Source organism: Cryomorphaceae bacterium (genome assembly GCA_007695365.1).
GTDB lineage: Bacteria > Bacteroidota > Bacteroidia > Flavobacteriales_D > SKUL01 > SKUL01.
This window is the reverse complement of record REDV01000069.1, coordinates 1-13,825: the sequence shown is the minus strand read 5'-3', so window position 1 is coordinate 13,825 and position 13,825 is coordinate 1. Positions and strand designations below refer to the sequence as shown.

The following is a 13,825-nucleotide window of genomic DNA, read 5'->3' as shown; positions in this document are numbered from 1 at the left end:
TCATTCCAAAAAAAAATCTCTGCGTGGGCAGAGATTACATAGGTAGTTGGGTCGTAAACGCTGCTCATTTTTCCCGCATTGGCGGGAAGGAATTGGCACCACGGCCGCACAAAAGGGTGCATTCAGGTTGCCAAGACTTCATCGGGCCTTATCCCTCCGTCTTTCTCAATAAGCTCAAAAATCAAGAACGAATTATTTGTGAATGTCGGCAAATTCCCTGAAGAATCCACCGATTTGCTTTCTGAAGAACAGATAGCCAAGCACACCGAGCAGGATGTACGGAATACCCATCAGGTAGATAATTCCCTCGTTGATACCAATACCGGAATCCTCGTCGAGGGCAGACTCGTTGGCAGCCTTGCACATCGCGCATTGAGCCTCCGCATCCATACCCCAGAGGCATAGGATTGCAAGCGCAAAGAACACGAATATGAGGTTTCTTTTCACGACGCTAAGTTAGGTATAATACGGCGAAATCATGAGGTAAACCACCACACCTGTCACAGCCACATAGAACCACATAGGCCAGGTGATGCGCGCAAGTTTTTTGTGCTGCTCGTAGTGTCCCACCCAACCTCTCACAAAGGTAAAAAGCACCAGCGGAATGATGGCCACGGAAAGCAGAATATGGGTTAAAAGCACAAAGAAGTACAGGCTGCGCACCCATCCCTCTCCACCGTATGGTGTTGACTCGGATGTGATGTGGTAAAGCACGTAGAGCACCAAAAAGGCCGCCGAAAACACAAGTGCTGTCATCATCAACTTTTTGTGCAGGTCTATTTTACCTTGCTTGATGGCCAGCAAAGCCAACACCAATAGAACTGCCGTTAAACCATTGATTGTAGCGTATATACCCGGCAAAAAGCTCAAATCGTATCCTTCAATCTTCACAAAAAAAAGCGCTGCCACAGCGAGTGGCACCGCCATCGAGAGCGTAATAATCAAAGCCTTGTACGGCATCGGTTGCTGAGCTGTTGATTGGCTCATAACTCTTTTAGTTGCTTGATGAGAATTTTGATATCATTGATGAGCCTTCGCATTTCAATCATCTTGGTTCCGTCGTAATAACCGCGTATGTGGCCTTTTGTGTCAATCAGCACAAACATTTCTGAATGCAGAAAACCACCGGGAGCCAGTGCGTCTTCTTGCGCAGGCAGCATATAACCCTCAACACCAAGACGGTAAATTTGTTCTTTATCGCCGGTAAGAAATGTCCAGCGATCAAAATCAGCCTCGTGCTTTTCTCCGTATGCCAGTAGCACGGGAGGCGTGTCGTACACCGGATTCACCGTATGCGAAAGCAGTTTTACCATGTGAAAGTGCGGCTCATCAAGCTGAAGCTGCAATTCCGACATGTTCTTGGTCATGGCAGGGCAGATGGTGGGGCAGGTTGAGAAAAAGAAATCGGCCACCACGATTTTTCCATCCATGATGGCTTCGGTAACCGTATCACCGAACTGGTTCACCAACCGGAAGGAAGGAATGCTGTGGTAGAGCGTATCTACTGAACCATCGCTTTGCACGATTGCTTCTCGCGGACCAAAATAGTCGAGGTCAATAAAGCGGTGATCTCCTCGCGAGATGAGGTAGAAAGCAATAATGGGCCCCAACAGGAGCACAAAGAGCCCGAGAAATTTAACAGGCTTCGAAACTGGCTTCATTCCGGATTGATCAGAAATAGTTGTTCCAGATTTCGTTCAGCTTGTTCGACTCGGTAATACAGATGTAAAGGAGGTACAAAATGAACAGTGCGTAGGGCAGGATAATGGTATAGCGCAGCGATTTGCGCTCGTCGCCCAGGTGCATAAACACCGCTACGATGTATCCGGCTTTGATAAGGGTCATCACGATAAAGCTCCACTTTACCACGGGCCACAAATCGGTTCCCTGCTTGATGAAGATTCCAAGTGCTACCTCAACTATCGTTACCACGGTCAGGAGGATGGTAACAAACACAATTTTCTTGCGCACGGCCACACCGGCTTCTTCACTGTGCAGCGCTTTAACGGGATATTGATCGTTTACGAGCAGATCGTCTCTTTCCATGGTAATCGGCTTATATGAGGTAGAAGAATGTGAACACAAATACCCACACGAGGTCAACAAAGTGCCAGTACAGGCCGGTTTTTTCAACCATTTCGTAGTGGCCAAGTCGGTCGAATTTACCCTTTACGACCATCAGGAAAATCACAATGTTAATCACCACGCCACTGAATACGTGGAAGCCGTGAAAACCTGTGATAAAGAAGAAAAAGTTTGCATACTGGGGGGGGCCGTATTCGTTTTGAATCATGTTGGCACCCTGCACGTGCTTGATTTTATTGCCGTACACCTGAATGGCTTCAGAGCCGCTCAGCACTCGCTCGTTTTCGGTGCCTTTATTGAAGATCAAGCCGAAATCCGAAACGGTGGTGATGTCTTTCACCCCGGAAACATCCTGGGTAAGCCAGGCTTGCTCACCATCGGCAGTGACAATATACCCGGCAGAGCCATGGATAAAGTGAGCCCACTCCCACGCCTGAGATCCGAGGAAGAAGAAACCTCCCACGATGGTCCATGCCAGCCATTTGATCACTCCTTTTTTATCGAGACGATGACCGGCCTCTACGGCGAGCACCATGGTTACCGAGCTCACAATCAGAATAAAGGTCATCATTGCCACGTAAATCAGCGGCAGGTGCGTATCGCCCATTAAAGGAAAAGCGTGGAATACCTCTTCACCGATGGGCCACTGACCGGTGTAGGAATGGCGCACAAAACCGTACGCTGCCAACAACCCTGAAAAGGTGAGGGCATCCGACACCAAAAAGAACCACATCATCATTTTACCGTAGCTCACGCTGAATGGTGAACGACCTCCACCCCAGAGTACTTTGGGGTCAATGGCTTTAGCTGCTTCTCCTGCCATGCGAAAAAATTTTGTGCAAGTTTAGTGAATAAATAACAAAAACAAGAACAAATACACCCACAAGATGTCCAGAAAGTGCCAGTAGGTGGCTCCCTGCCTTACTCCCAGGTTGCCGACTCCGGCAATTGGTTTTAAAAAGCTCTTCACCACCAGGAAAATAAGGAAGATCAAACCTCCGGCAAGGTGAGCCAGGTGCAAACCGGACAGGGCGTAAATAAACGAACTTGCTGTATTGCTTTTGCTCATCACGCGCTCATTGAGAGCTTCTGCTCTTGAGTGGTCGTCGGGAAAGTAGTACTTACCATTCTCCATGATAAGCTCTTTGCCCTTGAAGAACACGGTGAAATCTTCGCCGTAGGTCCCCTGAAGATTTTCAATGCTTCCGGAGACGTAATTGCCCGTGCCTATGAGCTGTTGCCAGCCGGAGTATTGTGCCCCGGTAAAGGCAAGGCCGAGGGCAAGGGTTACGATGAGCATGGTTCGCGTGCGGGCGTTGTTTCCCTCGCGCGAGGACCTGAGTGCAAGATGCATCGTGAGGCTGCTCACCAGGATAATGATTGTGCTGATGTAAAATGCCTGCGGGATGCGGATATTTACCCAGTACTCGCCTTTCATGAGCACCACGTAGGCACTGGTGAGTCCGGCAAAAAACATGACCATACTAAAGATGGCCAGAAAGAGCAACATTCGGAGCGCTCTGGTTTTGGCTGCCTGCTCATTGGGGCCTCCTGCGAAGGAGGCGTCTGCTGTAATATTTGGTGTTGTCATAGCTTATCTAACACATAAAGCAACTGAATGGTTGGCAGGTACACAAAAGACGCAAACATCAGCACCAGCGCTTCTTTGCGCTCACAGGTACGAAACAGCTTGTAAGCCATCCACGCAAAAACCACTCCGAGCAAACCCGTCACCACCGCCGACCAATCGCCTGTCATGCCGAATAGCCATGGCAGCAGCGACACCGGAATCAGGAAAAGTGAATAGAGCAAAATCTGAAATGCCGAGGATTTATCCCTGCGTCCTTTGGAAGGCAGCAAACTGAAGCCGGCACGGGCGTAATCGTCGTCAATCACCCAGGCAATGGCCCAGAAATGCGGAAACTGCCAGATAAATTGTACGGCAAAAAGAATACCGGGCTCCAGGCCAAAACTACCCGAGGCCGCGATATAGCCGAGCATGGGCGGTATGGCTCCTGGAAAAGCACCCACAAAAACAGCCCAGGGGGTTATTTGCTTGAGCGGAGTGTAAATGGCCACATACATGAACAGCGCAAGGAAGCCCAACACCGCACTCAGCGTATTGATAAGCGCCAGGCAGGCGAGGCCTAAGATGGCGAAAATGCTTGCGATGAGAATGGATTCGCGCACAGTCATTCGCCCCGCGGGGATGGGACGCTTTTGGGTGCGATCCATCATGCCGTCCAGGTTATGCTCTATGGCCTGATTGTATGCGTTGCTGGCTCCTGTAACGAGAAATCCACCGGCAATAAGGAGGGCGAGCTGAAGAAACGAAAATTCACCGGGGCCCATCATGTATCCCGCCACGGCAGAGATCACCACCACAGAGGCAAGCCTAACCTTTGTGAGCAGCCCGATATCCTTTACTTTAAGCAATGTTGCGGACCTTGTTTTACCGATGGCGGATTCCTGTGAAATCAACAGAATGAGCTTTGAGCTGCAATCGGGCACAAAAGTAACTTTTCTCGCCGCGGCAGCCAATTTTTAACACCGAACGCGTGGAGTTGTTTGACGGTTAAAAATCGCGGTTGCGGTTCCAAAGGGCGGTGCGAATGCCCACCTGCAAAAAGTGCGTATAGTTGGCCTTTCCATCAACCCACAAATAACGTGGCAGGTACGTAACCTCAAGCCTGAGGCCGAGGTGCGGATCGAGCACATAACTCCCCCTGAGCATCAGCGAGCCGAGCCAGTGCTGCACTCCCTGGCCTGTGCGATGTCCGCTTGCCGGTCGGGGCTGCTGCTGATCGCTTATCCAAAGGTCTGCTCCCAGGTTTAATGTGTCGGGGTTGCGGCCAAACTGCGCAACGATGAGCATGGCATCGAAAACCATGCGCTCCTTGCGGTAGGAAGCCTGCAATATCCATTCGTGAAGATTGTTTCCAAGTACATGTGCAAGCGGCTCATTGAAGTGCGTGTGGTTTTGTTTCACACTGGGGTGGAGGTAGAAAAAAGGCCTGATGTAGCTGAACTCCGTTTGCACATCGAGCCCTTCAATGCCCAGCACGTCGAAAGATTTGATTCCAACCTGAAATGCCTGCTTGTTTCCGAACCACCCGTTTCCGGCCCGAAGGGAATCCAGCAGAAACTCATCAATCGCAATTTGGCCGTAGGCCTTGGTTGATTGGCCAATCTTTACACTGAAGGTGGACCCAAGCGTCACCCTGTCGGATGAGCCTTGTGCGAACTCAACCGGGCGATAAAAAATTACGGGGTTCAGGTAGTTGATGTCAAAGCCCCGAAAGTTATCATTGTCGCGATTCTGCCAGATAACTGTTTCCCAAACGCTGAAGTTGATGCGTTTGGTGATATTCCAACTCAGGTAGTGCATACTGCTCCATTTGAGGGCAAATCGGTCGTAGTTTCCGCTGGCATCGCGAATGTCGTACATGGCGTTGAACAGGTTCACGTACTTAATATTCCAGATAGAGGTGGTGAGCTTGAGGAATGGGTAGCTCGTTGCCTGATCGCTCAATCCGAGGGTGCGGATACCGTCGCCCCAGAAATTCTTTCCCACTCCCAACTGAATGTTGAAGGGATCTGCCGGTGATACCGAGAGATAGGCGTTGTAATCATAGCTGGCCAGGCCTGCACCGTCCCAGCGGGCATAACCTTTTCCGGGGTTCACTTCGCGGTCGAGCATATACTGTTCAAGAAAAAGCGGATAGCGCCCATATTGCGTCATCACATCGGCGTACACCGAAATGCGCTTGCCGAAGTCGGCGCCCAAACCAACGCCGGCTCCCGTTTCAAAAGTACCTCTTAAGTGATGGTTGTTCAGATCTCCTCCTGCCAGGGCCTGCATCATCGGAAAAACCCGCAACCTGGTTTCGCCTTTTTCCGGAACCCTGCTTTTGAGAAACATCCGGTTGCTCCATTCAAAGATAGACGCGCCGCGGAGGGAGTCAGGGTTCATTTCCTGCACCAAATCCGACTGAAGATAGGGCTGCACGTTACCGTGAAGATTAGACTCCGGGCTCGCCATGTGTTTGGCAATTTCGCGGTTGTGGTCTCTACTGATAAACTGGTACGACTGCTGGGCCATGGCTTCGGCACAGAGAAGAATCAACACCACAATCGGCACAAACTGCTTCATGCTGCTCAAGCTTTGGAAGTTGGCACCCGTTGTTTGCGGTACAGCAACATGCCCGGAATATTCACCACCACGAGTACAATGACAAAAAGCAGAACCCATGCAGCAGTGGGGTTCATACCGGCCGTTGAAACAGCTCCTGCCACAACCAAAAGATTAAACAGGTAGAGGATCATTACCGTTTGCCCGTGGGTCATACCGAGCGAGAGAAGGTTGTGGTGGATGTGATTCCGATCGGCAGAAAACGGTGAAATACCCTTTACCGCCCTGTAGAAGAACACACGCAATGTATCCACCAGAGGGTACACCAAAACGGCCATTGCAAAAACGGGTGTCGAAACATTTTCAAAAACCTCAGGAACTTTTGCAGGGTTGGTTTCAATCATCCTCACCGCGAGGATGGATATGACGGCACCGATGACAAGACTACCGGAATCGCCCATAAAAATCCGCGCAGGGGAGAAATTGAATATCAGAAAACCAAGTAAAGCGCCGGCCAATACAAATCCAAGCACTGCAAAGGTCATTACATCAGCCATGTAAAACCAGATCCCAAACACAACACTGCAGATCAACCCTATACCGGCCGCAAGGCCATCCACCCCGTCAATCAGGTTAAAGGCATTTACAATCACAATATATGCAAAGAGCGACAGTCCTATACTGGCGTAATCAGGAATTTCGTGAAGACCAAAAAGTCCGTGCATGGAATGGATACGCACGTCGGCCATCAGCACCAGAATAAACGCTACGATAATGTGACCAAGCAGCTTTTTCATGGGGGCAGTGCCGATGATGTCGTCTTTCACACCAATAAAAAAGAGAATGAGCAGGGCTGCCGTAATGTATTTAAACTCGTTGAAGGCCTTGACCACGGCCCAAAAATTCCCGCCCTGGCGGGCCGGTTCGGCAGGAATCCACAAGGCCAATGAGAATAGGGTTCCCGCAAAAATGATGATGCCTCCAATGGTGGGAATACTGGTGCGGTGCAGCTTGCGCTCCTCCTTGGGCTCATCCACCAGGTGCTTCAGCTTGGCCACCTTAATAAGCGACGGCGTGCTGAGCAGCACCACGATGAAGGAGGTAAAAAAAGCAATGGCTAGTAGTTCCACAGGAAGGCAGGTTGGTTCAAATGTATCAAAAATCGAAGTATTGATTGTCTAAATAGGTGCGGATACCAATGTACACAAAGGTAGTGGTGTTGCGCATTTGCGGACTCTCCACCCAGCGGTTGGTTACACCGGCGTTGATCATCATGTTGTAAGAAGGGTTAACCACGTATGACAGTCGAAAATCCTGTGCAATGTGTTTGGCTGGATTGCCGGGCCTGTCATCATCGCGGAGCGTTTCGGGGCGCAGCGGGTTTTTGCCCAGATGAGTGGTTGGAAGCTGATTGGGGTTGATGCGGTAATCGAGCTGGTAATCGCCCCAAAACAAGCGCGCCTCGGCCAGTACCCTGCGCCAGCGGTAATTCACAATCCCCACCCACTCTCGAAAGCCCGCTCCCCAGGGGTGTGCAAGAAACTCGTTGTTGTGGGTATAGCTGTGCAGGGGGTCGGGAGTGCCGTAAGTGAACGGCGTAACGCGGTTGAACTCGGCCTGCAAATCGAGGTTGGGAATAAAGGCATCAAAAATCTTAAGACCCACCTGGTAGCCGTACTTGTCGGTATTGGGGTCATCGAGCATCAGCTGCCCATAAAACTGGAGAAAACGCGTAGGTTGAATGCGCAGATTCATACCCACCACTCCGTTGTTGGTGTCGTCTAAACCATAGCCCGCGGCGTTGGTGAAAATAAAGGGGTTGATGGTGCTGCCGATAAAGGGCGTTCGGGTTTCGGTTTCAACATCGTACATGCGCCACACGAAGGCTTCATAGAAACCAATTTCAATAAAGCGCCAGGGCATAATGCTCAGGTAGTTATAGCTAAAACCTTTCGGAGCAAAGTTGGGCTCGCGCGTTTCGCCCATAGGCATGCGGCGGAGGCTGTGAATCTTGCCAAACACGCTGGTGTACTGAATGCGGTTTTTCCATGCACTCCAGGTAATGCGAAGGTGCGGATAGTTCAATGTATTGTCTGACAAGAGCAGAGAGCGGTAGCCGTGCCCCACAAAGTTTTTGTCGTGGCCGTATTGAATGCGTACAAAGTCTGCAGGGGCCACAACAACGTAGCCTGTAGCCATCGCAAAGTCGTGCCCTATCTCTCCAAAAGGTTTTACGCGCCCCATGCCCGGCACCACGTTGCGCTCGCCCACAAACTGCCGCACATACAAGGGGAACACAGCCTGGTTTTCGTAAAACGAGGTCATGAAAGACACCTTGTCGGTGATGTTTCCCTGAATTAAAAAGCCCCGTGTATTGGTGCGAATGTTTTGTTCCCGCTCGGTGCGCAAACTGTCGCCAAAGTCATCGCCAAACTGAAAATTAAAGAGCGGATCTATCATCACCTCAAAATCCTTTTTGCGGATGTGCACGAGGTGTTTGGACAAAAGCAGGTCGGTAAAGGTGTAGTAATACTCAGCCGTATCTGTTCCATAAAGCCCCATGCGATCGGGGTTTACCTTGTGCATGGGGATAGGGCGGTCGCCAAGGTGTACCCATTGGGTGTCTTTCACCACGGCTTTCTCAACCTGAAGCATGATATCGCGCTGCAAGCGATAGTTGATGTGCTGCGCTGCGCTTTGTTGCGCCAAACACAGCAGCAGGATAAGCAGAGCACCTGCGGAGTAGCTATGAAGCAGCCGGGGCTTCAAGGTTAGCCTTGTATTGTTGGTACACGCTGCGGATGCCGCTTTCCAGATCAATGCGATGTTTCCAGCCCAACGCGTGCAGGCGCGAAACATCCATGAGTTTGCGCGGTGTGCCGTCGGGTTTGGCGGTATCAAAGGTAAGCTCGCCTTCAAAGCCTACAATGTTTTTGACGAGCAAGGCGAGGTCGCCAATGGCGATATCCTGGCCTGTTCCGATGTTCACAAAATCGCGGCCGCTGTAGCTTTCCATCAGAAACACACATGCCTCGGCGAGGTCGTCGCTGTGCAAAAATTCACGCTTCGGACTACCTGTTCCCCAGATCTCAACCGACGGCAATCCGGCCATTTTGGCCTCGTGAAACTTGCGAATCAAGGCCGGCAATACGTGTGAGTTTTTCAGGTCGTAGTTGTCGTTGGGGCCGTAGAGATTGGTGGGCATCACCGAAATAAAGTTGGCCCCGTACTGATCGCGGTAGGCTTCGCACAGCTTAATGCCTGCAATTTTGGCCACGGCGTACGGTTCGTTGGTAGGCTCCAGTGCGCCGGTAAGCAGGTAATCCTCGCGGAGCGGTTGCGGTGCCATCTTGGGATAGATGCACGACGACCCGAGGAACATGAGCTTTTTCACACCGCTTTCGTAGGCAGCGTGAATCACGTTTACTTCAATCATCAGGTTGTCGTACAGAAACTCGGCGCGGTAAGAGTTGTTGGCCAGAATACCTCCTACTTTGGCAGCGGCCAGAAAAACGTATTGCGGCTTTTCGGCGGCAAAGAAATCGTGAACGGCTTGCTGATTGCGCAAATCCAGTTCTGCAGAAGAGCGGGTTACAATGTTGTTGAATCCCTGCTCGCGCAGTTTTCGCTCAATGGCCGACCCTACCATTCCGCGGTGCCCGGCCACATAGATTTTCGCGGTTTTTTCCATCTCCTACTCGTTGTAATTCAATACATTATGACCGCCTTCCCTCAGGTACTTATCGCGCTGAAAGAGTTTGAGGTCGCTGGCCACCATCTCTTTGATCAGCATATCGAGGTTATAGCGGTGTTTCCAGCCCAATTCTTCCCGGGCGCGCGTGGGGTCTCCCACCAGGAGGTCAACCTCGGTGGGGCGAAAATAGCGCGGGTCCACTTCTACCAGCACTTCGCCATTGGCCTTGTTGATGCCTTTTTCATTCACGTCTTCGCCCTGCCATTCTACCTCAATGCCCACTTCTGCAAAGGCCTTTTCGGCGAATAGACGTACCGGATAGGTCTCGCCCGTGGCAAGTACATAGTCGTCGGGGGTTTCTTGTTGAAGCATCAGCCACATTCCCTCTACGTAGTCTCGCGCATGGCCCCAGTCGCGTTTGGCGTTGAGGTTACCGAGGTAGATTTTCTTTTGCATTCCGAGCTTGATGCGCGCCACCGCCCGGGTGATTTTGCGGGTTACAAAGGTTTCGCCGCGCAGCGGACTTTCATGGTTAAACAGAATTCCGTTGCAGGCGTACATGCCATATGCCTCGCGGTAGTTTTTGGTAATCCAAAAGGCGTAAAGCTTTGCCACACCATATGGGCTGCGAGGATAGAAGGGTGTTTTTTCGGTTTGGGGTACTTCCATTACCTTTCCATAAAGTTCTGAAGTGGAGGCCTGATAAAAACGTGTTTTCTTCTCCAGTCCGAGGATGCGAATGGCTTCTAAAATCCGCAGCGCACCGAGCGCGTCGCTGTTGGCGGTATATTCGGGTGTTTCGAACGACACCTTCACGTGGCTTTGGGCAGCGAGGTTGTATATTTCATCGGGCTGCACTTCCTGTATGATGCGAATAAGGTTGGTGCTGTCGGTCATATCGCCGTAGTGCAGCACAAAATTCACATTGTTTTCGTGCTGATCCTGGTAAAGGTGGTCAACTCTTTCGGTGTTAAACAACGAGCTGCGGCGCTTAATTCCGTGCACGATGTATTCTTTTTCCAACAACAGTTCAGAGAGATACGCTCCATCCTGACCGGTAACACCCGTTACCAAAGCCACTTTTTTCATAGGTCGGTAATTTGAGCACAAACTTAGGAAACCTTCACAAGTTGCAGGCGGTAGGCAGTGAGATAATCAGGGCAAACGCATTTATCACTGAACATTTTTGATGAGAATGAGATGTGATTCTGAATTTGAAACATCACTTGCGCACTTTGCACCTTCCTGCCACCAGCAGGCGGTTAAAAGGCTTAACCGCCGTCTGCGGGTGGGGAGACGCAAGGATCGCTATGATGTTGAATGTCAATCGAAAATCCAACCCTGCCTAACTTAAAATCACCCTCACACCTCTTGAACGAGAAAACGGGAAGATATATCTGACAACAAAGACAACACGCTTCAACACATTGACGCACGCCATCTGGAGACTCTACATGCGTTTGCCCTGGAGAGGTAATGAGCACGAACTGAATACGCGCCGGGGCTTGATTGTTTCCCCCTGAATCACCCACTCGCTGCCGATTCAAACCGGACAAGAAAAAAGGGCTGCCTGGTGGAGCCCTTTCTCAAAAATGCATGGTATAGCATTAAATCGCCACTTCGCCCTCCTTGGGATTTGGACCGTACTTGTTCTCTCCGGGCTGGCTATCCTGGATAAAGAAAATCAACAACACTATCCACCCGATAACAGGAATCAAGACCAGGAGCATAAGCCACCCGGTTTTGCCTGTATCGTGCAAACGCCGGGCACCCACTGCGAGGCTCGGAATTAAAAGCGCCAAACTGTACAGTCCTCCGAGGTATCCCACTCCGCTTTCGGGATCGGTAGTGCCAAGCACATTGTCAATGATGTTAACCCCGATGGAGAACAAGATGTAAAACAACACATACATCCAATACTCTTTCCGGCGGGCGCGACCTGTGAAGGTGGCATAATTCTTCAAAACTTTTACGAAGTAATCCATGGGTTGGTGGTTTTTGGTTAAGTCATGGTTTATTTGGCTTGGAGCTCAATGAGCACAGCACAAATATATGCATTGCACTGACTTTTGCAAGCAATCGATACATCAATCCGGGGGTGGTGCGATAGCATGGATTAGGGGCTGGAAGCATGAGAACGAAAGGGGAGAAACTGACGGAGGCGTTTTTTTGAAAAGTTCCGAAATCGCTATCTGAACCACCGAATTCAAGCGTTTCAACCATTTCACATGCCCTGCCCTTGTATCTCATTTTTTAAGGTTTACCAGGGTTTTAGCTATTTCATCACGTAAGGTTGGTTTCACTTTTGCCTCATCTGCATATCTTTTCCATTGATTGACAGTGTCGTTGATCTCATCTACAATCTCCGGTGCTTTTTTACAGCGAATGGATTTCCCAATGACCAATAGGTCTGCTTTTGTAATATCCTTTCTCTTGCCATTGATGCTTAAAGCATGCTGACTTACCCATTCACTACCCGGCCGATAGGCATGACACAAGTCATAGGCCGGGGCAAGCTCCCATTTGCCGCCTTGCTTCAACAAAAAGGAAAAATTCCTGGTGTGGTCATCACAATTCCTTGCCACCACATTAAACACCATTCTTCTGAACATTTGCTCCGCATCTGCATAAGTCAGTTTCAACTCCCGCATACACTGAAAGAGTTGCTCATAGCTAAAACTGTTCACCAGGTTGTAGTCGAAATGCTTTAAGGCACAAAAAGATTGTATATGATGCCTGGTTTCACCGCCTGTACGGTCAAAACGCTTCGTCATAAAATGAGCTCTGCCGTTCTCTTCCAGGAGTCGTGATGGCATGATGTCAATACCACAATCTACGGCCATATTGTAGTAGGCCATTTCTACCCGGCCGTAGCCGTGACTGCTGCCCAACTGTACATCGCTTACCCCATCGAGCTTGATAAGCCAATGCTCGAATCCCTTAGGTGCTTTGGTTTGCCCGGATTTTACCTCTCCTGTTTTTTCATTCCATGCAATGAGCGCTTTTGGACGAGCACCACCGGCAGATGTACCTATCTTCAAAATCTCCAACACAGCCTGTTCTTCGTCTTGATGGAGATGGGCTGTAAACGCTTCACGTTGGTTGAGCATCTTTTGTGCTGTAGCTACCAGACTGTCCATTTCAATAGAAAATGTTCTTTTATTTTCCTTGAGTACTGTAGGCGCAAACTCCAGGGCACCCATGCCCCGGGTGCCTATGAAGCAGAGCATTTCTACCGGATTCATGCTATCCTGCGGCCGACCTTGCTGCGCCAGCCAAAGATTGATTAATTGGTTTCCGTATTTGTCGGGAAGCGCATCGGCCAACAAACCCGGCAGACCTTTGAAGGTATCGTATGCTGTATTTTTATCCTTTCGAAGTTCGGGAAATGAAAACTGAGTCCGATGATCAGAAACAGGCATTTTTAGCGGGGCCAAATCCCAGCCCAATCGCTTGAATCCGGGATCGTATTCAAAAGTTGCCAACCCATTGTCTGCGTCCCATGCTACGGCACCTGCTAACTTCCCCCATATTTTTACCTCTGCTACGTGCATCGTTTACCAATCTGTATCTTCTTTATGTTGGTCTTTCGCGGATTTACTTCGTGCACGTTGGCGTTTTTCCTTTTGCAGCTTTACCAATGCCAATGGACTTACCGTTTCCCTGACTTCAAAAACACTCAGCACGGATAGTTGATCTAAAACCCTCAACACCTGGATCAGTGTAGTTACGGTAACCGTTTCACCACGCTCCAGCAAACTCAGGGTAGATCGACTGATACCGGCGGCTTTTGCCAGCTCATCCTGCGTCTTATTCTGCTCCATACGATGGTGCCTTACAAATGCCCCAATGTATTCGGTCAAGGTTTTATCGCTCATAGAAGCGAACGTTTTGAATGATTTATCAGTCATTAG

At 50.1% G+C, this 13,825-nt stretch carries 15 protein-coding genes and 1 riboswitch; all 15 genes read right to left on the bottom strand.

Annotated elements, in window-relative coordinates; all coding sequences use genetic code 11:
- Positions 1-61: 61 nt before the first annotated feature.
- Positions 62-175: riboswitch (SAM riboswitch) on the bottom strand.
- Between the two features lie 17 nt (positions 176-192).
- The 15 genes from EA392_05085 to EA392_05015 all read right to left on the bottom strand — a co-directional run bounded on the left by EA392_05085 (position 193) and on the right by EA392_05015 (position 13,822).
- Positions 193-390 carry a hypothetical protein gene (locus tag EA392_05085; protein TVR39943.1) on the bottom strand — a complete coding sequence of 66 codons (198 nt, stop codon included), beginning with the start codon at positions 388-390 and terminating at the stop codon, positions 193-195.
- Positions 391-456: 66 nt separating this feature from the next.
- Positions 457-987: a DUF420 domain-containing protein gene (locus EA392_05080; protein ID TVR39942.1), complete on the bottom strand. Its 531-nt coding sequence runs from the start codon at positions 985-987 to the stop codon at positions 457-459.
- Complete coding sequence (locus tag EA392_05075) at positions 984-1,661, bottom strand: SCO family protein (protein TVR39941.1); 678 nt, start codon at positions 1,659-1,661, stop codon at positions 984-986. Before EA392_05075 ends, EA392_05080 begins: the two co-directional genes overlap by 4 nt.
- A 10-nt stretch (positions 1,662-1,671) precedes the next feature.
- Positions 1,672-2,046, bottom strand: coding sequence for a hypothetical protein (locus tag EA392_05070; protein ID TVR39940.1), 375 nt, complete (start codon positions 2,044-2,046; stop codon positions 1,672-1,674).
- 10 nt (positions 2,047-2,056) lie between these two features.
- Positions 2,057-2,908 (bottom strand): cytochrome oxidase subunit III, encoded by an 852-nt coding sequence (locus tag EA392_05065; protein TVR39939.1) that lies wholly within the window; start codon positions 2,906-2,908, stop codon positions 2,057-2,059.
- Positions 2,909-2,929: 21 nt separating this feature from the next.
- Positions 2,930-3,676, bottom strand: a complete 747-nt coding sequence (locus EA392_05060; protein TVR39938.1) for a hypothetical protein — start codon at positions 3,674-3,676, stop codon at positions 2,930-2,932.
- Entirely contained in the window at positions 3,673-4,545 is an 873-nt protein-coding gene (gene cyoE / locus EA392_05055) for a protoheme IX farnesyltransferase (protein TVR39955.1), read from the bottom strand. Before cyoE ends, EA392_05060 begins: the two co-directional genes overlap by 4 nt.
- Before the next feature lie 115 nt (positions 4,546-4,660).
- Complete coding sequence (locus EA392_05050) at positions 4,661-6,247, bottom strand: hypothetical protein (protein ID TVR39937.1); 1,587 nt, start codon at positions 6,245-6,247, stop codon at positions 4,661-4,663.
- Entirely contained in the window at positions 6,244-7,392 is a 1,149-nt protein-coding gene (locus tag EA392_05045) for an undecaprenyl/decaprenyl-phosphate alpha-N-acetylglucosaminyl 1-phosphate transferase (protein ID TVR39936.1), read from the bottom strand. The genes EA392_05050 and EA392_05045 overlap by 4 nt, the downstream gene beginning before the upstream one ends.
- A complete protein-coding gene (locus EA392_05040; GenBank protein ID TVR39935.1) occupies positions 7,373-9,076 on the bottom strand; it encodes a hypothetical protein in 1,704 nt (567 codons plus the stop codon). Before EA392_05040 ends, EA392_05045 begins: the two co-directional genes overlap by 20 nt.
- Positions 8,964-9,908, bottom strand: coding sequence for a GDP-L-fucose synthase (locus tag EA392_05035; GenBank protein TVR39934.1), 945 nt, complete (start codon positions 9,906-9,908; stop codon positions 8,964-8,966). The genes EA392_05040 and EA392_05035 overlap by 113 nt, the downstream gene beginning before the upstream one ends.
- Positions 9,909-9,911: 3 nt before the next feature.
- On the bottom strand, positions 9,912-11,000 hold the full coding sequence (gmd, locus tag EA392_05030) for a GDP-mannose 4,6-dehydratase (protein ID TVR39933.1): 1,089 nt from the start codon (positions 10,998-11,000) through the stop codon (positions 9,912-9,914).
- A 518-nt stretch (positions 11,001-11,518) separates the two neighbouring features.
- Positions 11,519-11,896 carry a DUF805 domain-containing protein gene (locus EA392_05025; protein ID TVR39932.1) on the bottom strand — a complete coding sequence of 126 codons (378 nt, stop codon included), beginning with the start codon at positions 11,894-11,896 and terminating at the stop codon, positions 11,519-11,521.
- A gap of 261 nt (positions 11,897-12,157) precedes the next feature.
- Positions 12,158-13,465, bottom strand: a complete 1,308-nt coding sequence (locus EA392_05020; GenBank protein TVR39931.1) for a type II toxin-antitoxin system HipA family toxin — start codon at positions 13,463-13,465, stop codon at positions 12,158-12,160.
- 3 nt (positions 13,466-13,468) lie between these two features.
- Positions 13,469-13,822: an XRE family transcriptional regulator gene (locus tag EA392_05015; protein ID TVR39954.1), complete on the bottom strand. Its 354-nt coding sequence runs from the start codon at positions 13,820-13,822 to the stop codon at positions 13,469-13,471.
- Between the last annotated feature and the right edge of the window lie 3 nt (positions 13,823-13,825).

What these genes read in the sequence shown, in the direction of transcription:
- EA392_05085 (TVR39943.1), bottom strand. Translation starts at nt 390, where the DNA reads ATGGATGCGGAGGCTCAATGCGCGATGTGCAAGGCTGCCAACGAGTCT.
- EA392_05080 (TVR39942.1), bottom strand. Translation starts at nt 987, where the DNA reads ATGAGCCAATCAACAGCTCAGCAACCGATGCCGTACAAGGCTTTGATT.
- EA392_05075 (TVR39941.1), bottom strand. Translation starts at nt 1,661, where the DNA reads ATGAAGCCAGTTTCGAAGCCTGTTAAATTTCTCGGGCTCTTTGTGCTC.
- EA392_05070 (TVR39940.1), bottom strand. Translation starts at nt 2,046, where the DNA reads ATGGAAAGAGACGATCTGCTCGTAAACGATCAATATCCCGTTAAAGCG.
- EA392_05065 (TVR39939.1), bottom strand. Translation starts at nt 2,908, where the DNA reads ATGGCAGGAGAAGCAGCTAAAGCCATTGACCCCAAAGTACTCTGGGGT.
- EA392_05060 (TVR39938.1), bottom strand. Translation starts at nt 3,676, where the DNA reads ATGACAACACCAAATATTACAGCAGACGCCTCCTTCGCAGGAGGCCCC.
- EA392_05040 (TVR39935.1), bottom strand. Translation starts at nt 9,076, where the DNA reads ATGTTTCGCGCCTGCACGCGTTGGGCTGGAAACATCGCATTGATCTGG.
- EA392_05035 (TVR39934.1), bottom strand. Translation starts at nt 9,908, where the DNA reads ATGGAAAAAACCGCGAAAATCTATGTGGCCGGGCACCGCGGAATGGTA.
- gmd (TVR39933.1), bottom strand. Translation starts at nt 11,000, where the DNA reads ATGAAAAAAGTGGCTTTGGTAACGGGTGTTACCGGTCAGGATGGAGCG.
- EA392_05025 (TVR39932.1), bottom strand. Translation starts at nt 11,896, where the DNA reads ATGGATTACTTCGTAAAAGTTTTGAAGAATTATGCCACCTTCACAGGT.
- EA392_05020 (TVR39931.1), bottom strand. Translation starts at nt 13,465, where the DNA reads ATGCACGTAGCAGAGGTAAAAATATGGGGGAAGTTAGCAGGTGCCGTA.
- EA392_05015 (TVR39954.1), bottom strand. Translation starts at nt 13,822, where the DNA reads ATGACTGATAAATCATTCAAAACGTTCGCTTCTATGAGCGATAAAACC.